19 protein-coding genes are annotated in these 25,365 nt (G+C 40.4%); 7 read left to right on the forward strand and 12 right to left on the reverse strand.

The window, feature by feature from the left end:
• Positions 1-63: 63 nt before the first annotated feature.
• On the forward strand, positions 64-2,397 hold the full coding sequence (locus tag FLM54_RS00340; RefSeq protein WP_178954489.1) for a S8 family serine peptidase: 2,334 nt from the start codon (positions 64-66) through the stop codon (positions 2,395-2,397).
• Between the two features lie 11 nt (positions 2,398-2,408).
• Positions 2,409-2,942 carry a S8 family serine peptidase gene (locus FLM54_RS00345; protein ID WP_178954491.1) on the forward strand — a complete coding sequence of 178 codons (534 nt, stop codon included), beginning with the start codon at positions 2,409-2,411 and terminating at the stop codon, positions 2,940-2,942.
• 58 nt (positions 2,943-3,000) lie between these two features.
• Here FLM54_RS00345 and FLM54_RS00350 read toward each other — a convergent pair whose 3' ends face one another.
• Positions 3,001-3,471: a DUF2721 domain-containing protein gene (locus FLM54_RS00350; RefSeq protein WP_178954493.1), complete on the reverse strand. Its 471-nt coding sequence runs from the start codon at positions 3,469-3,471 to the stop codon at positions 3,001-3,003.
• A 256-nt stretch (positions 3,472-3,727) separates the two neighbouring features.
• Between FLM54_RS00350 and FLM54_RS00355 the strand changes: the two genes are divergently transcribed.
• Complete coding sequence (locus FLM54_RS00355) at positions 3,728-7,192, forward strand: S8 family serine peptidase (protein WP_178954495.1); 3,465 nt, start codon at positions 3,728-3,730, stop codon at positions 7,190-7,192.
• 128 nt (positions 7,193-7,320) lie between these two features.
• Positions 7,321-9,492: a S9 family peptidase gene (locus FLM54_RS00360; protein ID WP_178954497.1), complete on the forward strand. Its 2,172-nt coding sequence runs from the start codon at positions 7,321-7,323 to the stop codon at positions 9,490-9,492.
• A gap of 41 nt (positions 9,493-9,533) precedes the next feature.
• Here the strand turns inward: FLM54_RS00360 and FLM54_RS00365 are convergent, their stop codons facing one another.
• The 4 genes from FLM54_RS00365 to FLM54_RS00380 all read right to left on the reverse strand — a co-directional run bounded on the left by FLM54_RS00365 (position 9,534) and on the right by FLM54_RS00380 (position 13,281).
• Positions 9,534-11,021 carry a sensor histidine kinase gene (locus tag FLM54_RS00365; protein WP_178954499.1) on the reverse strand — a complete coding sequence of 496 codons (1,488 nt, stop codon included), beginning with the start codon at positions 11,019-11,021 and terminating at the stop codon, positions 9,534-9,536.
• Positions 11,022-11,031: 10 nt separating this feature from the next.
• The gene (locus FLM54_RS00370) at positions 11,032-11,757 is read right to left on the reverse strand and encodes a response regulator transcription factor (RefSeq protein ID WP_138605474.1); all 726 of its coding nucleotides are present in this window, start codon (positions 11,755-11,757) and stop codon (positions 11,032-11,034) included.
• Between the two features lie 89 nt (positions 11,758-11,846).
• On the reverse strand, positions 11,847-12,569 hold the full coding sequence (locus FLM54_RS00375; RefSeq protein ID WP_178954501.1) for a spondin domain-containing protein: 723 nt from the start codon (positions 12,567-12,569) through the stop codon (positions 11,847-11,849).
• Positions 12,570-12,579: 10 nt separating this feature from the next.
• Positions 12,580-13,281 carry a spondin domain-containing protein gene (locus tag FLM54_RS00380; RefSeq protein WP_178954503.1) on the reverse strand — a complete coding sequence of 234 codons (702 nt, stop codon included), beginning with the start codon at positions 13,279-13,281 and terminating at the stop codon, positions 12,580-12,582.
• A 183-nt stretch (positions 13,282-13,464) separates the two neighbouring features.
• On the opposite strand from FLM54_RS00380, the gene FLM54_RS00385 reads away from it, so the two are divergent.
• On the forward strand, positions 13,465-13,830 hold the full coding sequence (locus FLM54_RS00385) for a DUF4870 domain-containing protein (RefSeq protein WP_178954505.1): 366 nt from the start codon (positions 13,465-13,467) through the stop codon (positions 13,828-13,830).
• A 75-nt stretch (positions 13,831-13,905) separates the two neighbouring features.
• Complete coding sequence (locus FLM54_RS00390; RefSeq protein WP_010392588.1) at positions 13,906-14,346, forward strand: YqaA family protein; 441 nt, start codon at positions 13,906-13,908, stop codon at positions 14,344-14,346.
• Here the strand turns inward: FLM54_RS00390 and folX are convergent.
• From folX to ycaO, 7 genes are all read right to left on the reverse strand, one after another.
• On the reverse strand, positions 14,323-14,679 hold the full coding sequence (gene folX / locus FLM54_RS00395; protein ID WP_008108994.1) for a dihydroneopterin triphosphate 2'-epimerase: 357 nt from the start codon (positions 14,677-14,679) through the stop codon (positions 14,323-14,325). The two genes, FLM54_RS00390 and folX, sit on opposite strands and share 24 nt — an antisense overlap.
• A gap of 3 nt (positions 14,680-14,682) precedes the next feature.
• The gene (gene folE, locus FLM54_RS00400) at positions 14,683-15,237 is read right to left on the reverse strand and encodes a GTP cyclohydrolase I FolE (protein ID WP_008108996.1); all 555 of its coding nucleotides are present in this window, start codon (positions 15,235-15,237) and stop codon (positions 14,683-14,685) included.
• Positions 15,238-15,261: 24 nt separating this feature from the next.
• Complete coding sequence (gene folM / locus FLM54_RS00405) at positions 15,262-15,981, reverse strand: dihydromonapterin reductase (RefSeq protein ID WP_178954507.1); 720 nt, start codon at positions 15,979-15,981, stop codon at positions 15,262-15,264.
• 127 nt (positions 15,982-16,108) lie between these two features.
• Entirely contained in the window at positions 16,109-16,945 is an 837-nt protein-coding gene (nadE, locus tag FLM54_RS00410) for an ammonia-dependent NAD(+) synthetase (RefSeq protein ID WP_178954509.1), read from the reverse strand.
• Positions 16,946-17,018: 73 nt separating this feature from the next.
• Complete coding sequence (locus tag FLM54_RS00415; protein WP_075170877.1) at positions 17,019-17,651, reverse strand: YceH family protein; 633 nt, start codon at positions 17,649-17,651, stop codon at positions 17,019-17,021.
• 41 nt (positions 17,652-17,692) lie between these two features.
• Positions 17,693-21,031 (reverse strand): ATP-binding protein, encoded by a 3,339-nt coding sequence (locus FLM54_RS00420; protein ID WP_178954511.1) that lies wholly within the window; start codon positions 21,029-21,031, stop codon positions 17,693-17,695.
• 117 nt (positions 21,032-21,148) lie between these two features.
• Positions 21,149-22,909 carry a 30S ribosomal protein S12 methylthiotransferase accessory factor YcaO gene (gene ycaO, locus FLM54_RS00425; RefSeq protein ID WP_178954513.1) on the reverse strand — a complete coding sequence of 587 codons (1,761 nt, stop codon included), beginning with the start codon at positions 22,907-22,909 and terminating at the stop codon, positions 21,149-21,151.
• A 156-nt stretch (positions 22,910-23,065) separates the two neighbouring features.
• Here ycaO and FLM54_RS00430 point away from each other — a divergent pair, with 156 nt between their 5' ends.
• Complete coding sequence (locus FLM54_RS00430; protein WP_178954515.1) at positions 23,066-25,354, forward strand: penicillin acylase family protein; 2,289 nt, start codon at positions 23,066-23,068, stop codon at positions 25,352-25,354.
• Positions 25,355-25,365: the final 11 nt, after the last annotated feature.

Genomic DNA, 25,365 nt, shown 5'->3' on the forward strand with positions numbered 1-25,365 from the left:
TTGTTGATGGTGTTGGGGTTGTGTACATTCGGTTATCATAAAAATAACCAATTAAGAGCATTTATGAAAAATAATATTTTTAAGTTGTCAGCGTTGTCTGCTGCAATAGTAATTTCGCTATCAGGGTGTGGTGGAAGCGATAATGATAATAACAATAAAGCCCCAGTTGTTACTGATGTAGCACCAAAAGCGAGTGATGTTGCTGTAAGCGATCAAAAACAATGGATCCCAGTAACTGCCGAATTTAATGCAAGTGACCTTGATGGTGATACATTATCATTCAGCTTTACTGAAAACGGTGAAGCTGTCGTTGCTGAAGACGGCGTGTTCATGTTTAGCCACGGTGCATTAACAGTCGATGGTACATCATTTACTTACGTGCCAGTCACAACTGAAGACGCAGTAATCGATTACACGGTGACAGCTAACGGTAAAACAGCATCTGCACAAATTATGGTTTCAGGTACTATTGGTGACCCACTAGCAAATCAACAATGGCACTTGAATAATACAGGCCAAAAAGCTTACGCCTTAAGCGATGAGATGAAACAAGGCCTTATTGATTTATATGTTAATCAACGTGGTTTTACTGAAGAAGAGGCACAAGCACGTTTTGATGAAGACTTCGCTAAGTCAGAAGCTGAAGAGCTTGTTGTTGGTGAAGACATGAACGTAGCAGCTGCTTATGCGCAAGGTGTTACAGGTGCGGGCATGACTGCTGTTGTTGTTGACTCAGGTATGGAAATTCGCCACGAAGATTTAATTGATAACGTATTGCCTAACCGCTCTTTAAACCTGGACGCAGAAACATTAGACCGTACTGACCCTACAAGCACATCTAACAGCGGTGACCATGGTACTAGTGTTGCAGGCTTAATTGCAGCAAAAGGTTGGAATGGTAAAGGCGGTCGTGGTGTTGCACCTGATACAGGCTTAATTGGTATGAACTACCTTGGTGGTGAGAAAGTAGCGCAAACTGATCTACTTGTACATGGTTTCCCTGGAAGTGGTATTAGCACGTCTGAAAGCATTTCGGCGTTTAACCGTAGTTACGGTATTACATTCCCGACATTTATTGCTTATTCAGAGCTTGATGAAACAATAGAGTCTTACCCAAATCTTTACCTTCGTGATGGTAAAGGTGCACTAAACATGAAATCGAGCGGTAACTCTTTTGTTGGTGATGAGAGCGAAGGTTCATTATGTGAAGATAACGGTGCTAACGAGTTAGGGTTAACTTGTTATAATGGTGCATTTGAACCTAGCCAAGGTCATCCTTATTACTTAAGTGTCGCAGCTGTAAATGCAAATGGTAAGCACACTAGCTACTCAACTGCAGGTGCTAACTTAATGGTTTCAGCGCCAGCGGGTGAATATGGTCGTTGGGCTCCAGCAATGGTTACAACTGATCAAATGACTTGTATTAATGGTTATTCAGGCTTCAATGGCCGTTCTATCACCGCTTGGGCTGCAGCCTATGGTGAAGAGTTTGCTGCAAGCCAATACCCATTTAATTACCCAGGGCATGAAGATAACGCAAGTTGTAACTACACATCTACATTTAATGGTACATCGTCTGCTGCGCCAAATGCATCAGGTGTGGTATCGTTAATTCTTTCAGCCAACCCTGAACTAACTTGGCGTGATGTGCGCCATATATTAGCATCAACCAGTACTTTAATTGATGCAGATAACGCAGCTGTTAATTTAACTGTAGGTGAAGGTGAGTTTGTTGCTCATGACGGTTGGGTTGAAAATGCTGCCGGTTATAGCTTTAATAACTTATATGGCTTTGGTCGAGTTGATGCTGGTGCAGCTGTTGCAATGGCTAAATCTTACGAAGCTTCATTAGGCGAGCAAGTAATCACGAATTGGAAAGGTTTTGGTTCAGTTGTTGCTGAGGATGCACTAGCACTTGAAATCCCAGATAACAACGCATCGGGTTTAACACAAGAAATCGAAGTGACTGAAGAGCTGAATATTGAAGCAATGCAGTTTAAGTTTGATGTTAGCAACTCTGAGATGGTCTTAGATTTAAGCGATGGTACACAAACATCTGCTGGTAACGATTTAGCGATTGAAGTTACATCACCAGCGGGTACCCGTAGTGTGTTATTGTCATCTAAACAAGCACTGTTTTACCCAGCATACAGCTTCACTAATGGTTGGAGCATTGGCTATGTATTAAAAGACGCAGTTATGCTTTCAAATGCTTTTTACGGCGAGTCTACTAAAGGTACTTGGAAAATCCGCTTACTAGATACAAGTGCAGATAGCTTTGCATTGAGTGACGGTGGCGATAACGGTTTAAGTGCAATTGGGATAAGCAATAATAGCTCAGCGAGTGTTCTTGAAGGTGTATCTCTTCGCGCATTCGGTCACGCAGGTCAAGAGTAAGGATTATAAAAATGAAATTTAATAAATTAATCGTATTAAGTGCTGCCGCGTGTATCTCATTAAGCGCAACAGCTAACACTAGCTTTGATAAAGAACTTGAGTTACCTAAAAAGCAGGTTGCTAGCTTAAAGTTTGATAAAGCCGACTTTGGTTCTTATAAAGTAGAGAAAGGCTTACGTTTAGTGCCGTCTAGTGTTGCAGCAGAAGAGCATGTAGTGATGAAGAAGGGCGATATGTCAATTGTTAATGTTGCTACTGACTCAGAATTAGTTACTAAAGGCTCTTTAGTTCGCAATATTCTGACTAATAACTTAAGCACATTATCAGGAAACATTACTATTCTGTTAAAAGACGGTAAAACTGCAAGCGATGTTGCATCAGCAACGGGCTTAAAGGTAGTATCTGTTTTCCCAGGCACTAAGATTGCGGTTATGGCTGTAAATGAAGGACAAGATATTTTAGCGGCTTCAGAGCAGCTTAAAGCATCTGGTTTTTCAAAAGAGGCTAGAATTGAAGTGTTAGAAACTATCTACACTGTGCAATAATTTATTTTAAATCAATAATAAAAAGCCCCGTGTAACTTTAGTTACACGGGGCTTTTTATTAATCATTCATATCAATATCGGCAAATATCATTCCTCGACGCATACTGCGGGTTGCCAAAAAAACCTCGCCAAGTAATGACATAAATGCACATATTAGCAATGCCATTGCACCAACAAAACAACTACCAATAGTAACGCCTAAATTAATCGACTGTATGTGCGATAAAAATAACAGCATAACCACGGCACATACTAATAATGCGCTTAAGACACTTAAGCTGAAGGCTATGTGGATACATCGAGAACGTTTTAGGAGCGCTCTTAATTCTGTGGTTAAGGATAAGTTAAACTCCTCATCCGTACTAACTTTTAATTTTCGTTCTAACTGTCTGGCCCTGTCTGTAATACGTGCTAAACGGTTGGATAGCACCCCAAGTGTTGCTGCAATACCCGTAATTAAAAAAACAGGGGCAACGGCTGTTTGAATGACTTTAGCCATAGTTAAAATATTAATTACATCATTGTTCATTTTTTTCTCAGTGTTTACATTTTTGTTTACATTTTTGTTTACATTTTTGTTTACATTTTTTTACAAAGTTAGTTGCTTCTTTTTGGTGTTTTAAATCAGTTGTTTACGCTATTTTTGTAAGGTGTTCTGTTTTTTATGTAATTTTAATGTAGCAATGCTGTTGCTCATACAAAGGTTGGCGTTTTATATTCGGTTACATAGCCAAAGAATTAAATATAGCAAATACAATAATACATAACCTATCTTAGGGGAAACAATGTCTAACAATATAATTAAAAGAACAGCAATCGCGACAGCTGTATCAAGTGCACTTGTGGCAACGATTGCTAATGCTGCGACTTTGCCTGACGCTACAATGACCAATAAATACGCAGAGCAAATTAAGGAAATAGCTGCTGATAAAAAAGCACCTTCTGCACATATGATCGTTCTTAAGGCAAAAACGTCTGTCGATGCAGTTGCTGCTGGGACTTACCAATCATCTTCTAATCGAGAAATAACGGCGCAGATTGAGCAGCTTCAAGATATGATGACTGTTGAGTTAAATAGCTTAGATTTTAATGCAAAAGTAATTGGTAAAACTAAAATTTTAGCACCAACCTTAATTGTTCAAGCAACCCCAGAAGCGTTAGCTCAAATTTCAAAAGATGATCGCGTTGCTAAAGTTTTACCAATGTTCGATCGAGAAATACATGTTGCTGCGAGCTCTGAATATATCAATGCTAAACCACTTATTACTGATGGTATTGCAAGTGGTAAAGGCCAACGTGTTGCAGTGCTTGATACAGGTATTGACTATACGCATGAGGCATTTGGTGGTGAAGGTACAGTTGAGGCTTACCTAGCTGCACAGGCTGATCCAACGTCAGTTGCATGGCCTCAAGGTATCGTGCAAGGTGGTTACGATTTTATTCGTGATGATGCAGATCCTATTGAAAATGACGCGGCTAACTCTCCATCAACGGGTGATCCAACAAATCACGGTACATCATCTGCAAACTCAGTAAACGGTATTGCACCTGATGTTGAGTTATATGCATATTCTGTATGTGGTGGTGGTTGTCCAAGTGCAGCACAAGCAGCAGCATTAGAAGCGGCAATGGATCCTAACGGTGATGGTGATATTTCAGACCGTGTTGATGTAATGAACATGTCTCTTGGAGGTGAGTTTGGTGACACTTACACTGGTGGTGGTACACAATACTTAGTTCAACGTGCAGTTGAGTTAGGCGTAAATATGGTCATTTCTGCTGGTAACGATGGTGACAACCCGTTCCGTATTGGTGGTCCAAGTACTACACCTAATGCACTATCTGTCGGTGCTATGACTCACCCAGCAACTGAAGTTGGTATTGCTGAGGGCGCTATTGCAGGCCTTGAAGGTAATATCCAGCCATCAGGTTTTGGCCCACAAGAAGCCTATACTATTTCAGGTGCTGATATTGATTTAGTTTACCCTGAAGCAAATCAGGATGGTTGTGTTGAGTTCTCTGCGGATGTGGACTTTACTGGCAAAGCAGTATTAATTGACCGAGGATCATGTAACTTTACTGATAAAGTTTTACATGCTCAGGCTAAAGGTGCTGAGTTCGTAATGATTGCAAACAATGTAGATGATGGTACTCCTGCATCTATGGGTGGTTTTGATGCTGCAGTTACAATTAAAAATGTAGGAATTAATTTTGCTGCAGGCGCAGCATTAAAAGCTCAGCTGGCTGCTGGCGGTCCTGCAACATTTGATATTAGTGTTGAATTTAAAGCAACAGCTGGTGCGGTTGCTACATTCTCATCGCGTGGTCCTTCGATGGATGGTTTATTAAAACCAGAAATTACAGCGCCAGGCACAAGTATTGATGTAGCAGCAGCAGGTACTCAAACGGGGACTAATCCTGTGTCGGGTACGTCATTCTCAGGTCCAATTACAGCCGGTGCGGTTGCTATGATCCGTGAAGCACATCCAGAGCGCAATGCGTTTGAGATTAAAGCAACAATAATGAATGCTGCGAACTTAAATGTAACCAATGAACCTCTTGATATAAACCCTGACTCAGAGCTTGCACCAATTAGTATGATAGGTGCTGGTTTGGTTGACGTTACTAAGGCGGTTAATCTACCAGTTGCGGCATGGGTGCATGACGGAAAGTTTGATACTAAACAAGCTGCGCTTTCTTATGGTTTAGTGAGCCTTGCAGAAACAGGCTCTATCACTAAAACGGTAACCGTTAAGAACTTCTCTGCAGATGCAAAAACTTATAATCTTCGCACAGAAGCGCGTTATCAAAGTGATATTGATACTAACGCAGTTAGTTGGGATTTCCCTGAGTCTGTAACAGTTCCTGCAGGTCAAGCGATTAACTTTGATATTACAATGACGGTTGACCCAACTAAATTACCTGTATGGGAATTAGAAAACCCATTCAGTGCAGATGACATTGCAGCAAGAAGTGCAGCATTAACATCAATCGAATTTGATGGTGCGTTAGTATTCGATGACGCATCTACAGATAGCGATCATGATTTACACCTTGTTTATCATGCAATGCCAAAGGCGGCGACTGAATTAAGTTACTCACCTGAAGTTGTTAATAATGAAATGGCATTAGTTATTGAAAACACAGGTCAAACAGAAATTACGCCTCAAGCTGAAAGTGTAATTGCAGTGGGAACAGAAAAAACAATTGAAGAGGCTGAGTTTAATATCCTGTCTACTACTTTCTCTGCGTTTAATTCAGAAGCGTGTGATTCAGGTGTATTTATAACTTCTTCCATTCAATTGCGAGATCCATTAACACATGTATTCCAAGCTGGGTACAGAGTTGAAATCGACACAGATAATAACGGTGTCTCAGATCAGTATATGCAAAACTATAACGATCGTGGTCGTCAGACTGCATTCCCTGGTCGTAGTCGTACTCTAATTGGTACAACTGATGGTGCGGGTAATGATACGTTGGCATGGGCTACTCCGCTTTACCATGCGGCAGGTGAAGATACAATTACCTTCTCTGGCTGTTCTGAGTTGATGAATATTGATGCAGCAATGATTGGCGAGCCAATGAACTTTAAGGTATCAGTGGGCTACCCTAGCTATCAAACAGGTGTTTACTTTGAAACTGATAGTGTAACAGGTTCAACGGTATTTGGTGTACAACCTCAGGTACAGATTACTTCACTTGAAACGGGCGAAGCCGTTTCTTCAATTATGCCAGGAGAGAAAGCGGTTGTTTCTGCAAGTGGTCCGTTTGCACTATCGCAAGGTTCAGGCACTAACCTTATTAAAGTTATGGCAGCTGAAGACCTAGAATTACCAGACGTTGAAGCACCAAAACTGGTTGGTGGTGAGTTTAGTGTTTCAGAAGATGCAGCGGATGGAACCGTAGTAGGTGCGCTTACTATTGAAGAGTCAGAGTTAGATTTGGCCATTTCAGAGTATTACGTACAATCAAATACAAATATTGGTCTTGCTGTTGATGCAGATGGACAAATTGTGGTTGCAGATACAACTTTATTAGCAGGTGATACATCTGCAGAAATGGAAGTTGTTGCTATTGATGTTCGTGGTAATGTATCTGAACCTGTAATGGTAGCGGTTAGCATTACAGCGCAAGTAGCACCTGTTGTTACTCCAGAACCAGCGAAGAAAAGCTCTTCAGGTTCACTAGCCTGGCTAACATTACTAGTTGCACCGTTTGCATTTATGCGTCGTCGTAAGCAAAAGTAATGTACTAACTTAAATGTTTATAAAAGGGAGCTTCGGCTCCCTTTTTACATAGCTTCACAAACTAAATCTCTGTGCTATTAAATATTAGGTATATTTAACAAAAATAAAAACTACAGAGATTCTGATCAATGAAACACACTCCATTTGTTCTTACTTTTATATCCTTAGCTATTTTAGGGGGGTGTAATAAAGCCCCTGACGCTGAGCAATCAGCAAAGGTTGAAAATGTAGCTGCTCAAACCGAAGTCATGCCGCCGATTGCGAAGAAAGTGCCATATGAAATGACAATCCATGGCGATACTCGCATCGATAATTATTATTGGATGCGTGATGATGAGCGTAAAGCTCCTAAGGTAATTGGTTACCTTGAGGCTGAAAATGCTTACACAGATGAAATGCTTGCGCATACAAAAACGTTACAAACTTCGTTATTTGAAGAGCTAAAAGGGCGAATTCAAAAAGATGATGATTCAGTGCCAGTTAAAAAAGGTAACTATTATTATTCGTCGCAAACTCGCGGCGATAATGAGTATGCTACTTACTTACGCAGTAGTGATTTTGCAGGCACCGATCAAGAAGTTATTTTAGACGTAAATGAATTAGCTAAAGGCCATGACTATTTTGCGGTTAGTGGCCTAAATGTAAGCCCAAATGATAACTTAATGGCGTATGGTGAAGATACGGTGAGTCGCCGTGTTTACAATATAAAAATTAAAGATTTAAACACGGGCAAATTACTAGAAGACACGCTTGAAGGCACTAGTGGTTATGTTGTGTGGGCGAACGACAATAAAACTGTTTATTACATTAAAAAAGATGCGCAAACCTTACTCGGTTATCAAGTTTATCGTCATACGCTTGGTACATCACAAAGCGATGATGAGCTTGTATACGAAGAAAAAGATACGAGCTATTACACAGGTATGAGCAAGAGCAAAGACGGCTCAGAAATTTATATTTGGCATAGCAGTACTGATGCATCGGGTTTATCAGTACTGAGTGCAAACGATGTAAATGCTAAGCCAAAGCGTTTAATTGAACGTGAAGCCAACCTTGAATACAGCATTTCAAAATTAGGTAATACTTATTACATTGTGACTAATTTAAATGCGGTTAACTTTCAGCTTATGAAAGTTGATATTGATAAAGCCGGTGATAAAGCAAATTGGCAAAGTGTGATCCCTGCTCGCGAGGATATTAAACTCGAAGACGTTGAGTTATTTGATGACTACTTGGTATATCAACAACGTGAAATGGGTCAATCAACACTGATTGCGCGTAATTTAACATCAGGCAAAGAGTTACCACTAAGCTTTAACGACAGTGCGTACACGATTAATGCGTACGGTAATAACGAATTAAACAGCGATACGCTACGTGTGTATTACACCAGTATGACGACACCGGGTTCATCTTATGATGTCAATTTGGCCACTGGCGAAAAAACATTATTAAAGCAACAAGCGGTATTAGGTGACTTTAACGCAGAAAACTACGCGTCTGAGCGTATTTTTGTTACAGCACGCGATGGCGTAAAAGTACCGGTGAGTTTGGTGTATCGAAAAGAGCTATTTAAAAAAGATGGCACTAACCCATTATTGCAATACGGCTATGGTTCGTATGGTGCAACAATGGATCCTAGTTTTTCTTCTGCACGATTAACGTTGCTTGACCGTGGTTTTGTATTTGCAATTGCCCACGTACGTGGTTCGCAAATGTTAGGGCGCCCGTGGTACGAAGCGGGTAAATTACTCACTAAAAAGAACACGTTTAACGACTTTGTAGATGTTACTAAGTCATTGGTAGCTCAAGGGTATGGCGATAAAGAGCAAATTTTTGCCCAAGGTGGCAGTGCTGGTGGTTTATTAATGGGCGCAGTGGCAAACCAAGCGCCTGAGCTATATAAAGGTATGGTGGCTGCGGTTCCATTTGTTGATGTGGTTACTACTATGCTTGATGAGACTATTCCGCTTACAACTAACGAGTATGGTGAGTGGGGTAACCCTAACGAGAAAGAATATTACGATTATATGTTGTCGTATTCACCATACGATCAAGTTAGTAAACAAGACTACCCTAATATGTTAGTAACAACAGGTTTGCACGACTCACAGGTTCAATATTTTGAGCCAGCAAAGTGGGTTGCAAAACTGCGTGACTACAAAACAGATGATAATAAACTACTATTTAAAATAGACATGGAAGCCGGCCATGGCGGTGCGTCTGGTCGTTTTAAACGCTTAGAAGATGCCGCGTTAAATTATGCATTTATGCTTGATTTAGCCGGTATAAAAAAATAGCCACACCCAAATTCAACTAAGTAATGAGCCAAGGCGTAACGTTAAGTTACGCCTTTTTTTTGTGGCAAATTAAAGCTAAAAATAGTGCCTTTGCCTATCTCACTTTGAACATTTATTTCACTGTCCATAAGCTTTAATAGTCCACGACAAATAGCAAGCCCTAACCCACCTTGTTGACGGCCCGCTTTATTAGAATTACTAGCTTGGTAGTGGGGATCAAAAATAGCTTGTAACTCATCATGTTTAATACCAACTCCGGTATCCGAAACTTGCACAAATAATTGATAGTGGTTACTTCGTCTTACGCTAACCTCAATACTGCCACCAAGGGGAGTATGCCTAATTGCATTATCGATTAAGTTACTTAAAACGCGCTCAAGTTTGGCTATGTCGGCGATGACAGGGAAGTCACAAATTTCTGGCTCAACCGATAAATTAATGCCTTTTTGTTGCGCAACAATACTAAACTTAGCAATACAATCGTAAATTAGCTCTCCTAGGTTAAATGTTTCTTTATTAATGTTTATTTGGCCATTTTCTAAGTGAGCAAGTTCAAAAATTTGCTCTATAAGTTGCTTTAGCTGTCCACAGTTATTTAATGAGACTTGCAAGTATTCTTGCTGTTCTTGTTTACTTAGTTTGTCACCTGACTGATTTAACACTTCTAAAAAACCTTGTAGAGAGGCTAGTGGTGTTCGCAGATCATGGGAGAGGTGAGTAAGCAGCTCTTTACGTTGTTTATCACCTTGCTCAAGTGCTTTAAATTGCTCGTTTATACGCGTTATCATCGCTTGAATACTTCGACCTAGGCTGTGGACTTCGTTGCTTTTTTGATTTGAATAGTGACTTAGTTTTGTATCGGTTAGGCTATAGTTAGCAGCCTCAATATTGCTCACATCTTTTGCAAGACGTTGAATAGGGCTTGTGAAAAATCGCAGTAAAATAAGCATCGCAATAAATAAAAAAATGAGTGTTGAGCCAAGCCACATAGCAGCCACTAATAACGAGTCGTTACTTTTTATATTATTGAGTGAGGTGTCGTATGCCTCACCACCAATAATTATATATAAATACCCTTGTAATGCATTGTTGTTAAATACAGGCGCCACAGAAAATATTTTTTGTTGCTGTGGGTCTCGTGGGTTATCACCATAAATAGGTGTTGTGTTTGGGTGGGCAATCAGCTTTTTTAGCGGCTCTAAATTAACGTGTGAGCGCTTTACTTTTCCGGGTTCTGCGGAGTAAGTCAATATTTTTCCGCGCTGGTCTACAAAGTAAAATTCAAAGGCAGGGCCTAACAGCATTAGAGTATGAAACAGGTTTTCAAGGGCTTCGTAATCGTATACGCCTTCTTTTATTAATGGATTGTCTTGTACTAAATGTTCAGCCAGTGCTAAATGTAAGTTTTGTTCGCCATGGTGTTTGGAGTTGAGTTCTAATTGTTTACTCCAGCTATAAACTAGCGCACAAATAAAACAAAAAATAACGGCTAACGACACTGCTAATTTTTGGTACAAAGAAAGTTTCATAATAAAAATCTTAATTAAGTTGGTTTGGGTTGAGTTTGTATCCCACACCCCAAACGGTTTCTATAATGGGAGTTGGTTGATGTAATTCGAGCTTTGCGCGCAAGCGGTTAATATGCGAATTAACCGTATGTTCGTAGCCGCTGTGTTGGTACCCCCATACTTTATCGAGCAGTTGTTGGCGGCTAAAGACATGATTTGGGTGACGTGCAAAGTACACAAGCAAATCAAATTCGGTGGCGGTTAGGTTAATTGCCTGTTCAGCTAAGTACACTTGATGAGAGTCAAATTCAATGTGTAGCGAGCCAACATGAAGCGTTGTTTCGCCCTTAATCGTATTCTGGTTAGTATTTTGGCTCGCGAGCAATTGTGCTCTGTGTCGCAGTTGGGTTTTTACTCTGGCTTGTAGTTCACGTGCAAAAAAGGGTTTACAAATATAATCGTCGGCGCCCATTTCTAGGCCTATAACTCTGTCCATATCGCTACTTAGTGCTGTTAGTAAAATCACTGAGATAGTTGGATAGTGTTCTTTTATTTTACGACATAAACTCAATCCATCCATTTGCGGAAGGTTTATATCCAGTAAAATAAGCCCGTAAGATTGTTTGGCTATTTTTTTCAAAGCCAGTTCAGCACTTACAACATGATCCACATGTAAATTTAGCGATGTAAGCTGTGTGGTAATTAATTTACCAATTTCTCTGTCGTCTTCAACTATGAGTAACTTTTCATGGCGCATCATTTATCCTCGTAAAAAAGGGGGGGCTTCCGTGCTCCCCAACTTCCCCATTAAAAGCTGGTATATCGAGGTTGATATTGATAAACGAATTACTGAGTGCGGGTAATAACCACTTTTGCTAATGGGTTATCAAATTTATGTTCAGGGCTAAGCACTGAGCCAGACAAACCATCTTCATTTGTAACTACACCTGGGTGTCTTGCTACAAAATTAACATCATCACGGGCTTCATTAAAACCTTCTCCGCCATCAGCAGGACCGGGTATCGTACCAGCTGCTTCTGTATTTGATTCAGTACCTGCATCATAAGCAACGGTAGTGCGAGTTAAAGAGTCGCCGACGGCTAATGAAGATACATCTAAAGCACTAAGACCGGTAAACCCATCATTTGTATTCACCATCATAGTGGCAAGCGACAACTTAAGTGCCTCAAGTGAGTCTGTGGTTAATGTAATCGTGGTATTAGCACCAGGTCCAACAGGACCTTCGCTTGATGCGTTGGCTATAGCGTTTTCTAATGCAAGCAGTTGGCTGTTATCGCCTCCTTCAGCTATTGCTTCTAATGCAATTGAGGCCGCATTGCCAATTTGCCAAAGAGTGCCTTCAGTATGTGCAATAACAGCAATAGGCGATAGTGGCTGCCCCGCGGTTAAATTGCTGACGGTAACATCAAATGTATAGCTTACAGGCTCAGGAGTTGGCGGTGTGACAACCTGAACAGGTTCGTTTCTGTCGTTATCGCCGCAGGCTGCAAGTGAGGCTGCAAGTGCAACAACCACGATGCTTTTTTTAAAGTTATTTAAAGATGCCATGATAACGCTCCTACTTAACCGTAACGGTTAGCTTAGCTACTGGGTTTAACCATCTGTGAACCGTATTACTTAAATCGCTATTACCAGCGGTTAAATCGTCGTCACCTAACGTGCCTGGATGAATATGTACGTTAATATTGCTATCGGTACTTGTTAAGCCAGCGCCGCCTGTGCCCGCGTCGCCACCTGGGGCTGCAGGAATACCTGGCGTACCCGGTGCACCTGAGCCATCGACAATGAGTTCATTATTGTGCTCAGTGCCTGCATCATATGCATTTAAGTAAACAGTATAAGTGCCTGCTTCGGTTGGGATTTTCCAGCTATCCAGGCCAACAAAGCCATCGTTTGTAGGCAGTAACATAGCGGTTACTGAGAGGTAGTCATTACCATCGGTTGTCATTAGTGTGGCCATGGTCGATGATGATGGCGCTAATAAGCCTCCTGCTGGGTTTGCAGCCATGTCGCTACCTGCTGCAGTAGCTTGTGCCATTAGTTCTGCAATGTTGCCACCTTCAGCCATTGTTTGTAATGCAGTAGAAGCTTCAGTTGCAACTTCAAAAAGCTTATCTTCGCTGTCGTGTGCTGTAACTAGCAGTGGGGTAAAGTGAATGCCTTGTGTTAGGTTGGTTATTGCTAGGTCTAACTCTGCAGCTATGGCTGACTGGCTAGCTACTGCTAAAAGAGTTGCAAGTGTAAATGTTGAAGCTTTCATTTTTATTTCCTGTATGTGATGATTCGAGATAAGTATTGAACAATCGTCTCCAGAAACTCTCACAAACTTATCACTTTTTTATCACAGAAATTTAGGTTGTGATTTTTTTACAAATAAATAGATAAGTGGTGTTATATACCTGTGTATAATTAAACCGGATTTTAAAAATTAAAGGATTGTGCTATGGAAGAAAATCAAGAAATTAAAGTCGTTAATAAAGATGACCGAACTTGGGCAATGCTATGTCATTTAAGTGCATTAGCTGGGTTTATTGTGCCATTCGGCTCGGTGTTAGGCCCCCTTATTATTTGGCTAATTAAAAAAGATGAAATGCCTATAGTTGATATACATGGTAAAAAAGCGCTTAACTTTCAAATTACTATGGCTATAGCTTATTTTGTATGTTTTTTACTAATTTTTGCAGCTGTTGGTTTACTACTGTTACCTATGGTCGCTATCTTTTCATTTGTGATGGTGGTTATCGCAAGCGTAAAAGCCAACGATGGCAAAGAGTTTAATTATCCCCTTAGCTTAAATTTAATTAAATAAGCGTTTTGATTTAAGTTAAAAAGTCGTTCAAACCCAGCTTAATGGCTGGGTTTAGTTTTTAGTCATAAGGGAAAAATGCTCTATATAACATTATTTTTTACAGCATTTATATCGGCTACGTTATTACCCAGCTCGTCTGAAGTATTGATGGGTGGGATGATAATGCAAGGTAATACTAACTTATGGCTAATTTGGTTTGCAGCAACCTTAGGCAATGTATTAGGCAGTTGTGTTAATTATTGGCTTGGAACACAAGCATTACGCTTCAAAGATAAAAAATGGTTTCCAGTTTCTGAAAAAGGGCTTAAAAAAGCGCAAAAGCAGTTTAATAAATATGGAGTATATAGCTTACTGTTTGCGTGGTTACCTATTGTTGGCGATCCACTAACTGTTATTGGCGGCGTGTTTAAAGTGCGCTTTAGTATGTTTTTAGTGCTAGTAACACTCGGCAAAGGGCTACGTTATTTAGCTGTAATAGCCCTTGCCGTTGGATTATTTGTGCCAGTCCAGAGTTAGCGACACAGAGTCTGCAAAGCGCAGCGCATGAGGTTTATCCACTCGGGCTTTGGCATAATTTACACTTGGGTGCGAGTGGCAAACAGCAAGAATTTCAGCAACTAATTTTTCTAACAATAAAAAGTGACCCTGTTCAACTAAGCTAATTACTTCTTTAGTAATTACCTTGTAGTTAAGTGCTTGTTCTACTTCATCAGTTTCACAAGCTTGATCAGCCGGATAATGAATTTCTAAATTAATGACTACATCTTGTTTTTTTTCACGTTCATCAGGATTAAAGCCAATAAACGTGCGTAGCCGTAAGTTAGTTACATTAATTATTGCGTTTGCCATAGGTTATCCTTTGATCAGCTGTAAAAACTCATTACGTGTTTTCGGATCGGCTCTAAAGTTACCAAGCATAACCGAAGTACGCATACTTGAGTTTTGCTTTTCCACGCCACGCATCATCATACACATGTGCTTTGCCTCAACAATGACGCCTACACCTTTGGCACCGGTTACTTCCTCAACCGCTTTGGCAATTTGATGGGTTAGCTGTTCTTGAATTTGAAAACGGCGAGAGAACATATCCACAATACGTGCAAACTTAGACAAACCTAACACTTTGCCATCAGGGATATAAGCAATGTGACAGCGGCCAATAAACGGTAATAAGTGATGCTCACACATAGAGTAAAGCTCTATATCTTGTATCAACACCATATCGTCAGCATCTGAGGTAAATACTGCATTGTTAGTGATTTCGTTAAGCGTTTGGCGATAACCTTGAGTTAGGTACTCCATCGCTTTTGCAGCGCGTTTTGGAGTATCGAGCAACCCTTCACGTTCTGCATCTTCACCGACTGCGGTTATAATTTTTTGATAGCTTTCTTTTAATTCGTTATGCATAAGTTTCTCGTTTATTTAGATGACTTACTTAAGATGGCGACCACCATCAACAGGTAAAGCACGGCCTGTGATGTAATGGCTGTTTAGTAGTAGGTCGATACTATTGATAATTTCTTGGCATCCAGGTTCGATACCCATTAATGATTTTTTTAAAGTTTTAGCGCGATACTGCTCATCATCATGTTGATTAAAAATAATTAATGATGGTGCGACGGAATTCACTTTAATATTCGGTGCATATTTAGCACTAAATGATTTGGTTAAGTTATCCAAGGCGGCTTTGCTGGCCGCATAGGCTAAGTGTTTTGGGCTGCCAGTTTCCACTACGTAATCAGTTAGATGAATAATGTCAGCGGGCTTAGTGTGAGACGCCTGATAATTTAATAGTAAATCTGCACAGCGTAAGTTTACCAAGTACGGTGTTTTTGCATGAATGCGCATCATACTGTCAAACAGCTGCTCAAACTGAGGGTTGTTAGCTTCACAGTCCCAGCTTGATGCATTATGAATTATCGCGCTTAGTGAGTCAGTCTGTGCTTTAAGTAATGTAATAAAAGTATTAATACCCTCATCAGAACTAAAGTCAGCATAAAGACAAGTGGCCCCTTTTTGCTCTAGCAAATCTACCGCTTCATGGCGGGTACGATAAGTAATAATGACCGCTTGCCCTTGGGCTATAAAATGCTGTGCAAGCGCAAGTCCAATACGTTGTCCTGCACCAGTAATCAAAATAGGGGGGGTCATAAAATATAAAACTCTCTGTTGGCAAGCGTTAAGGTTAACCGTTAAAATTTAAGCCACTTATTTTCACGCCATTTTTTACGTAAAATATAAGCGGCTCGATCAGTTAAATCACACTTATAATATTGATTTAAAAAGCATCGTATATTGTTGGAATAGGCTGGCGCTTATGTTGCGTGCGTTGGTAAATTGCAATCAGTGTTTGTTCCACATGCTCGGAGACTGGTTTACCTTCTAAAAAGTCATCAATTTCTTCATAGCTTAAGCCTAATGCTTCCTCGTCAGTCAAACCTGGTCTATCACTTTCTAAATCCGCAGTAGGTGCTTTTTCAACTAACAAAGCAGGTGCACCTAATGCTGTTGCCAATGCTCTAACCTGACGTTTAGATAGACCAAACAAAGGGGCTAAATCGCAGGCGCCATCGCCAAACTTAGTATAAAAACCGGTAATGTTTTCGGCGCTATGGTCGGTACCTACAACGAGCCCTTGGCAAAACCCAGCAATTTCATATTGTGCAATCATGCGTTGGCGTGCTTTCACATTGCCTTTAATAAAGTCTATTTTTTCTTGTGTTGGCAATGGCTTATTATTACCAGCTAAAGTTGCCATTGTTTGCTCGTGCAGTGCGTCGGTTGCAGGCTGAATATTAACTGTCATACGGGTGCTGGGCTTAATAAAATCAACCGCCATTTGTGCTTCGCTTTCATCTGCTTGCACTCCATACGGTAAGCGCACAGCAATAAATTGATACTGTGTATCTTGGTGTTCTTGATTAAGCTCATTAACAGCAAGTTGGCATAATCGGCCACAGGTTGATGAGTCTACACCGCCACTAATACCTAGTACCAGTGAAGTTGAGTATGCGGCTTTTAAACGTGCTTTAATAAAATTTACTCGGCGTTTAATTTCAGCGTTAACATCAATACTAGGCTGAACTTTCATTTCAGCCATAATTTCGGCGCGCATGGCCCGCTCCTTAAAGTTAAAAAGTTTTAATGCTCAAAAAAGAATAGCTATTATGTGATTTCAAATTACACAATTAAAGTCCTATATACTCTTTTATTTGTTTAAGTTGAGCTTTTAGCTCGTTAATTTCAGCGAGTATCTCATTGAGCTCTTGGTTTTTTAACTCGTCTGTAATGGTTTGTGTTGCTGTTGGCTCATCGTTTTCTGCAGAAGGTGCTGTAAATAAGTGGATATAACGGCTATCACGCTTACCAGGCTCACGGGGCAGCTTTTTAACATGGCTATTTTCAATCAATTGTTCAAGCGATGTTTCAACGTCGTCAACATTGGTAAAGTCAGCTAAGCGAGCACAACGGGTTTTTAATTCACCGGGTGTTTGAGCTCCCCGCAATAATAATAAACATATAATGGCGCGTTGTTGTGCGTTAAATTGTAAGTGACTAAATTGTGTATTACAAAAGCGATGGTCGTATTTAGATACACGTCCACTGAGACCTTCATCTTCTGTTACCAAGCGTAAGTCGATTAATTCGGCAATGGTAGCCTGAACTTGCTGTTGGCTTAATTCGAGCACAGGAGCGCGATTTGATTTTTGATTACAAGCATTCGTTAAGGCATTTAATGATAGTGGGTAATGTTCAGGCGTTGTTGTTTGCTTTTCCAATAAACAGCCAATAACTCTTTGTTGTTCAACTGATAACTGCATAATATCCCTTACTTCATCGATTCTATTTTAAGCTTACACTGTTATTTAGCGCTAAGCCATTGTTGCAATTTAGCATGCATAGCAGGGCCATCGAGAGGTTTACTTAAATAGTCGTTCATACCGGCATTTAAACATTTGTCTTTATCTCCGCGCATTGCATTAGCCGTTAGTGCAATAATGGGGATGGTTTGATTCTCTTGACCCGCAAGGCCCTCTCTAATAGCCATGGTAGCTTGGTATCCATCCATAATAGGCATTTGGCAATCCATTAAAATAAGTTGATAAGTGTTTGCGGTTGCTCGGTTTAATTTGGTTAGGGCGTCTTTGCCATCTTCTGCAATATCAAAGGTAAGCTCAGCTTGTTTTAATAATGCACAGGCAACCACTTGGTTTACTTTGTTATCTTCTACAAGCAACACATGGCCTTTCGCTTTTTTTTGTTTATTAATCGCTGGAGGCAGCGCTAACTCTTTAGGTTGTGCTGCCAATGTACTTTTTACCAGCGTGTTATATAAATCAATAGCAGTGAGAGGTTTAAAAATTAAGGCTGCTTCATTGTTTCCATAAAATAAATTGCTTTTTGAATAGCTCATTGGGGCCATAATCAAAATATGGCTTTTCACTAAAAAATGTTTCAACTTTTCAGCCAAAGGGTGTGCTACAGGCTCCAAAAAGCTTGTGTCAATAATTGCTACATCCGGTGGCGTTTGTTGATGATTACTTATATAAGTTTCAACCTCTTCATAATCACATACTGCACTGACATCTGCGCCCCATAGCATTAATTGCTTCTCGATGATGGTGGCATTCATCTCGCTATTATCAACAATGAGTATTCGCTTTGCTTGTATATGTTGACAATCTAAATCAAATGCTTGGTCTATCACTGAGGTAATGCTGACTGAAAAAGTAAAGGTACTGCCTTCATTAGGTGAGCTATTTACACTTACCTCGCCTCCCATGAGTTCGCACAGCTGCTTAACTATTGCCAACCCTAAACCTGTACCGCCATATTGGCGGGTTGTTGATGCATCAGCTTGAGTAAAAGAATCAAATAACTGTTTTTGCTTCTCTAAACTAATACCAATGCCGGTATCAATAATCGCACATTCTAAAGTCGTATCATCGAGAGTTTTTTCAATGGTAGCGGTTACCAGTACTTGTCCGTTTTGAGTAAATTTTACGGCATTGGCAATCAAGTTATTTAAAATTTGTCGTAATCTATTTGGATCACACACAATCTCACTGGTGCTTACATGCGTAGTATCTAAAATTAATTGGGTGTTATTGCTTTCGGCCTTGAGCGCAAACGACTCAATAATCTCGCCTAGTAATTGTGGTAGATTAAATTGAATGCTTTCTATGTCTAACTTACCAGCCTCTATTTTAGAAAAGTCTAAAATATCATTAATAATCCCTAATAAAGACTCTGCTGACGATTGGGCAAGCTTTATATGATGACGTTGTTGCTGATCAAGTGAGGTCGCCTGAATGATATTAAGCATACCTAACACTCCATTCATCGGGGTGCGAATTTCATGACTCATGCTAGCTAAAAATTCACTTTTAGCGATCACCGCCTGTTCAGCGGCTTCTTTTGCCATTACTAGTTCAGCTTCGGTTTCTATGCGCTGTTCACTAGAGTGAAGACTTCCTATTAGCGCGCCGATAGCAATTAAAAAACCTTCTTCGTTTTGCGTCCATGATCTAACCGTTGCTTGTTCTGCGCATACAACACCAATAGAGCCGCTGCCTGCGGGGATCATAACACATAGCATTGCTTTAATAGGTGATGGCTCGAGGTAGCTTTTTGCTATGGGTGCGAGACAAGCTTGTTGCTGTGCGTCTTGAGCGCTAAAAACGGCTTTGTTTTCTAGGGTGGTAAAAAAGTCAGGGATGTCGTGCTGGCGCCAAGGCGTATTATTATCACTGTTATTTTGGCTATAACTCGCAATGGGACTAAGTTGAGTTTTGTATTTATCAAACAAGCGAATGCTTACTGTATTCACTTTAAGTGCACGACACACCGCACGAGTAATAAGCTCTTTTGATTCGCTTAATTTACCTTTTAATATGTGGTCGCTAATAGTTAACGACGCTAAGGTTTCATTAAAACGAGCTATTTTTTGATCTTCTATTGCTACCTTTTTACGGGCATCAATATTTTGTAGTGAGCCGAATATTCTGTTACAACGCCCATTTTTATGCTCGGCTTCACCATGTATGAGTGCCCAAATCACTTCGCCGTTGGCATTAATAACTTCCAGTTCGGCCTCGTAGCTTTCACCATATTTAACCGCCCTGGAAATTAGTTCAGCCGCCTTATCTCTGCTTTTACCCTCTTTAAAGTAATATAAATCGGATGACCATTTAGGTTGCTCATCTAAAGGGTATTCAAATATCTTTTTGGTCATGTCTGACCAAAATACCTGCTTTTTTTCTAAATTAAATGACCATGCGCCCACTTGCGCTAGGTTACTCATGACCTCGAGCATTTTTTCGTTTTCGTGTTCTCTATTGAGCATTTTTAAAAACAATAAAAACGCAAAAATAAGCAAACTCAAAATAACAATAATAACGATACGTAACGGCCAGATAGACGACGATGCCGGTTGCCAGCCTGTTTTTGGCACTACATAGAGCTGCCAAGCTCCGCCTTGAAAGTTTAGGTTAAACTCAAGCGGGTTTTGGCTGGTAATTTCAGGGTCACCAAAGAAAAACTCACCTTGTTTACCTAAGCCATTGCGTCCTTGAATAGCAACGGTGTATTTTTTTTGTAATTCGAAAATTCCAGCGTTGTTATAGACTTTTTCTATATCGAGTACCACAGAAAGCAGCCCCCAAAAAGAGTGGTCTTCAGGTAAATAAACTGGCACTCGTGCAATCAAAGCTTCACTGCCTTGAACTAACGTGAGCGGTCCAGCCATTACAATAGTATTAGTGTCGCGTGCTTTAATAGCATCATCGCGTTGCGCTTTATTTTCTAAAAAATTGAGTCCAATGGCTTTTTCATTCCCTTTAAGCGGGTAGGTCATTGTAATGACCATATTAGGTGCAGCACCAATATTACGTAGTTCGTTAGAGGTGTTAAACAGTGGAGCGGCAATTTGCCCAAAACGTGTTTGGCTTAAATTAGGCTCGGCAGCAACGGCTACAGCCAAGCCTCGTATTAACTGAATATTAGATACCAAAATAGCTTCAAGCTGAGCTCTGTAGGTACTTACTTGAGAAAGTACTTGTAAACGGTAAGCATCTTTTGCCCGATTATAATTAAGCCGTTCAAGCACTAAGCTTGTTATTGCAATTAAAGTGATTGCAAATAAAAAGGTAAGCTTAAAATTATAAATGGATGTGCGTTTACTTTTGCGCTGTTGCCACATAAGGTGTAATTAAATTGTTAATATAGAAAGCTTAACTATAGCTAACTAACACTAGAAACAAAAATGGCGCAGTTAAATATGCGCCACTTTCTTTTTAACTATAAACACGTTTAGATATTATGAATCACTAACTTCGCGTGCCCAATGATGCTGTTTCGCAACATGTAACTTGCGGTAGCCATCCAATAATGCGGCGTGCTTTTTAAAGCCTTCAAGCGATAAACCTGGGAAAGTTAAGCCGTTAAAGCGTGTACGACCTTCTGCAATCTCAATTGCAAGGGTTACATTATTAGCGCCAAACATCAGTCCTAAGGCGTCTTGGTAGCTTGTATATTCACGTTCGTCATCGTATTTAATTTCTAAAATAGCTTTTAAACAACGGAAATGACGCATCGCGTCTTCATTAACTTGGCCGGTATGTAAAATCCAGTCAACCCAATCAATCGCTTCTTCGCTGCCTGCGGCTAAGCATAAGTGTGCTTTCAGTTCACCAATACGTAGAGTATGCCAAGGCGTATCGGCATCGGTTGCTAAGCCAATGAATTCAGCAGCGCGAATAATATCGCTATGACCAGCTTCTTCTAGGTTTTCGTAAATTTCCATCAGTTGCTCAGTGTCATATTGATCAAGTGATAAGAAAGTTGCGCGGAATTTAGCGCCTTCGTTGTTATTACGCCAAATAAGCTCATCTACCGGATAAATATCAGACATACCAGGCACTAAAATACGACATGCATACACATTTAAGTGGGTGTAATCCATGATGTAGATATCATGGCCCATGCTGTGAATTAAATCAGTACAGAAGTTATATTCTTGCTCAGTTGAACCACTAAAGTCCCAATGTACAAATTCAAAGTCTGCTTCAGAACGGAAAAAGTCATGAGAAATTAAACCGCTTGAATCAATAAAGTGCAGTTCAATGTTTTCAGGTGTGGCTACTTCGTCGTTGTCAAAAGTGGCAGGTTGAAATACGTCTAGTTGATCTAGGCGACGACCTTGCAGTAGCTCAGTTACCGTACGTTCAAGTGCCACTTCAAATGAAGGATGAGCACCAAAAGAGGCAAATACAGAGCCATCTACTGGGTTGATTAGCGTAACACTCATTACAGGGTATTTACCGCCAAGTGAGGCATCTGCAATACGTAAGTGGAAGCCATGGCTACGCAACTCTTCACAGGCTTCATGAATTTTAGGGTATTGTTTTACCACATCTTCAGGCACGATTGGTAAGCTAATACCTTCAGCAATAATGCGATTTTTAATGGCGCGTTCAAATACCTCAGATAACCCCTGTACACGGGCTTCAAATTTAGTATTACCAGCACTCATACCATTAGAAACAAAAATATTACCAATCACGTTCACCGGAATATAAATATCTTGGCCGTCGCGCTGGCGGGTATAAGGCACAGTACAAATACCACGTTCAAAATTACCAGAATTAAAGTCATAAAGGTGTGAGGCAGTTAATTCACGCTCAGGGTCGAAGTAATCCCATAAGCTTTCATCCATAATCCCTTGTGGTACTTGATCTTCTGCTACTTTAAACCACTTTTCGTTCGGGTAATGAGTAAAGTCACCATTGGCAAATTCTTCACCTAAGTAAAAATCAGCAAAAAAGTAGTTACAGCTTAAACGCTCAAAATATTCACCTAGCGCAGAAGCGATAGAGGCTTTATCAGTAGCACCTTTACCGTTAGTAAACATCACACCACAGTCGCTATCTTTTATATGAACTGAATAACAGTTTGCTACAGGGTTAAGCCATAGCGCTTCTTCAATATTAATATTTAGCGCTTTTAGCTTGTTTTGCATGGTAGAGATAGACGATTCTAAATCGCGGTCTTTACCTTTAATAAATGTTTTTTCAGTCATTTTGATCTCAACTAGGTCTGCACAATACATGAACTGTGTATTATCGTGGATTTTGATGTTTATTTCACCCTTTACCCGCTTTTCGTAGCGTTTTTAATAGAACGATTATGAATATATGCTAATAATAGTTTATTGAAAAAGCTAAAGGGTATGTTTATGTTTAAAGTAATCAAACGGTTGCTATTAATTGTTGTGGTTTTAGCGCTTGGGGGGACTGCTATTGTATACGGCGTGTTGACTCTAAGTTTACCTACTCTTGATGGTAAAGGCCGAAGCGATGCGGTAACGCAGCCAGTTAAAGTTGCTCGAGATACGCTTGGCCAAGCTGTTATTACTGCAGTAACTCGCCACGATGCTGCCTATGGCTTAGGTTATGCTCACGGGCAAGACCGCTTTTTTCAAATGGATTTACTTAGACGTAATGCCGCAGGTGAGCTCAGTGAGCTATTTGGTAAAGCCGCGCTCGCTCTTGATAAAAAAATGCGCTTTCATCAATTACGTAAACGTAGCCAAACAATTTTAAAAACTCTCCCCCAAGCCGATAAGCAACTACTAAAAAGCTATGCACAAGGGGTAAACGAAGGACTTGCGCAAGTAGGGTACCCAAGTTTTGAATACCTACTTACAGGGGCTGAGCAACAACCATGGCAAAGCGAAGATAGTCTGTTAGTTATTTTTAGCATGTATTTAGATTTACAAACCGCTACCTTTGAGCGCGACCAAGCTTTAATTCAAATACAGCAGCAATACGGTGCAAAAATGGTTGAATTTTTAACCCAACCAAGCCAATACCAAGCAGCATTAGATGGCAGTATTTTAACACCTTATTCTCAAACTATACCTCAGTTACCAACGCAGCCATTAGCGGCGATTAAAAGCATTACTGCTAATTTAGAAGTAGGCAGTAATAACTGGGCAGTGACCGCAGATCTAACTAATACTCAAGCTGCGATGCTTTCAGATGATATGCACTTATCAATGGCGGTGCCGGTTATTTGGTATCGAGCGCAGCTTAATTACACTCATAACAATCAAGCGTATCAGGTAACCGGTGTTTCGTTACCAGGAGCACCTGCCATTGTGGTTGGCAGTAATAATAAAATTGCATGGGGATTTACTAATGGCTATATAGATACAGCCGACTGGGTTGCACTAACGGATAGCAGTAAAACATGGCAAGTAAATGAAGTGATTACCTTGGATAATGGCAACGATGAAATCTATCCCTTAACGCTAAGTGAGTATGGCCCTGTTAAATACATTAACAATCAGCCTTATGCCCTAAGTTGGGCTGCGCATCAGCCGTATGCCGTTGATATGCAATTGTTACAGCTTGAGCAGGCTGAAACAGTGGATGATGCCCTTAATATTGCAAGTAACGTGGGTATTCCGGTACAAAACTTAATGGTGGTAGATAGTCAAGGCAGTGCAGCTTGGAAACACATGGGCGGTATTCCTGCACGAACAGTACCCAGTGAGTTAGCCATTAATGAAAATGAATATGCAGCAACTTGGCAGCAAAATGAAGTTATTCGCCCGTTTGTTAAAAACCCTGAGAGTGGGCGTCTATGGACAGGGAATTCACGAGTGGTCTCTGCTGAGGATAATGCACGTTTTGGTAATGGCGGCTATGCCCTAGGTGCTCGTGCGACGCAAATACGCGATCGGTTGTTTGAAAAACAGCAGTTTAACGAAGGCGACTTTTACCAATTACAGTTAGACAATCAAGCGCGTTTTTTAACTCCTTGGCATAGCTTATTACTTGAGCAGTTAAAACAGCAGCCAGAACACTATGCAGATTATATCAATGCACTGGATAACTGGCAGCAATGCGCCTGCTCAACCTCCGTTGGTTATACTTTAGTTAAAACGTATCGTGATGAACTAATAAATATTTTATTTAGTAGTATTGAAGCCAGCCTCAATCAGCAGGATGGTACATTAAGTTATGTAAAACGCGATTTGGAGCCCGCTGTTTGGCAGTTAATAAAAGCGCAGCCAGCAAGTTGGGTTAACCCGCAATTTACGAATTGGGAGCAGCAATTACAGGCAGCTTTTGAGCAAACTCTCACGCAGTTAACAGCAAAGTTTGGTAATAACATTCAAAACTGGCAATGGGGTAAAGTAAACGAATTAGCGATTGAACACCCATTTGCTAAACAAATACCTCTATTGAGTAAGCTACTAAATATGCCTACCGCTCCAGGGTTTGGTGATAGCTATATGCCTGCCGTACAAAAAACCAGTTTTGGCGCATCGCAGCGATTTATTGCCCAGCCTGGATATTTAGAAAGTGCCATTTTAACAGTGCCTGGAGGGCAATCAGGGCACCCACTTTCTGAGTTTTATCGAGCCGGTTTTGATGAATATGTAGAAGGAAAGCACACCCCATTGTTACCGCAAACATTCATGCATCAAATTGAAATAGTGCCTATCAACGACTAGCTTTGGATGCA

Origin of the sequence: Pseudoalteromonas sp. Scap25, from assembly GCF_013394125.1 — a bacterium.
Lineage (GTDB): Bacteria > Pseudomonadota > Gammaproteobacteria > Enterobacterales > Alteromonadaceae > Pseudoalteromonas.

Excerpts from the sequence above, each read along its gene's own strand:
- FLM54_RS00340 (WP_178954489.1), top strand. The coding sequence starts at position 64 with ATGAAAAATAATATTTTTAAGTTGTCAGCGTTGTCTGCTGCAATAGTA.
- FLM54_RS00345 (WP_178954491.1), top strand. The coding sequence starts at position 2,409 with ATGAAATTTAATAAATTAATCGTATTAAGTGCTGCCGCGTGTATCTCA.
- FLM54_RS00350 (WP_178954493.1), bottom strand. The coding sequence starts at position 3,471 with ATGAACAATGATGTAATTAATATTTTAACTATGGCTAAAGTCATTCAA.
- FLM54_RS00355 (WP_178954495.1), top strand. The coding sequence starts at position 3,728 with ATGTCTAACAATATAATTAAAAGAACAGCAATCGCGACAGCTGTATCA.
- FLM54_RS00360 (WP_178954497.1), top strand. The coding sequence starts at position 7,321 with ATGAAACACACTCCATTTGTTCTTACTTTTATATCCTTAGCTATTTTA.
- FLM54_RS00365 (WP_178954499.1), bottom strand. The coding sequence starts at position 11,021 with ATGAAACTTTCTTTGTACCAAAAATTAGCAGTGTCGTTAGCCGTTATT.
- FLM54_RS00370 (WP_138605474.1), bottom strand. The coding sequence starts at position 11,757 with ATGCGCCATGAAAAGTTACTCATAGTTGAAGACGACAGAGAAATTGGT.
- FLM54_RS00375 (WP_178954501.1), bottom strand. The coding sequence starts at position 12,569 with ATGGCATCTTTAAATAACTTTAAAAAAAGCATCGTGGTTGTTGCACTT.
- FLM54_RS00380 (WP_178954503.1), bottom strand. The coding sequence starts at position 13,281 with ATGAAAGCTTCAACATTTACACTTGCAACTCTTTTAGCAGTAGCTAGC.
- FLM54_RS00385 (WP_178954505.1), top strand. The coding sequence starts at position 13,465 with ATGGAAGAAAATCAAGAAATTAAAGTCGTTAATAAAGATGACCGAACT.
- FLM54_RS00390 (WP_010392588.1), top strand. The coding sequence starts at position 13,906 with ATGCTCTATATAACATTATTTTTTACAGCATTTATATCGGCTACGTTA.
- folX (WP_008108994.1), bottom strand. The coding sequence starts at position 14,679 with ATGGCAAACGCAATAATTAATGTAACTAACTTACGGCTACGCACGTTT.
- folE (WP_008108996.1), bottom strand. The coding sequence starts at position 15,237 with ATGCATAACGAATTAAAAGAAAGCTATCAAAAAATTATAACCGCAGTC.
- folM (WP_178954507.1), bottom strand. The coding sequence starts at position 15,981 with ATGACCCCCCCTATTTTGATTACTGGTGCAGGACAACGTATTGGACTT.
- nadE (WP_178954509.1), bottom strand. The coding sequence starts at position 16,945 with ATGCGCGCCGAAATTATGGCTGAAATGAAAGTTCAGCCTAGTATTGAT.
- FLM54_RS00415 (WP_075170877.1), bottom strand. The coding sequence starts at position 17,651 with ATGCAGTTATCAGTTGAACAACAAAGAGTTATTGGCTGTTTATTGGAA.
- FLM54_RS00420 (WP_178954511.1), bottom strand. The coding sequence starts at position 21,031 with ATGTGGCAACAGCGCAAAAGTAAACGCACATCCATTTATAATTTTAAG.
- ycaO (WP_178954513.1), bottom strand. The coding sequence starts at position 22,909 with ATGACTGAAAAAACATTTATTAAAGGTAAAGACCGCGATTTAGAATCG.
- FLM54_RS00430 (WP_178954515.1), top strand. The coding sequence starts at position 23,066 with ATGTTTAAAGTAATCAAACGGTTGCTATTAATTGTTGTGGTTTTAGCG.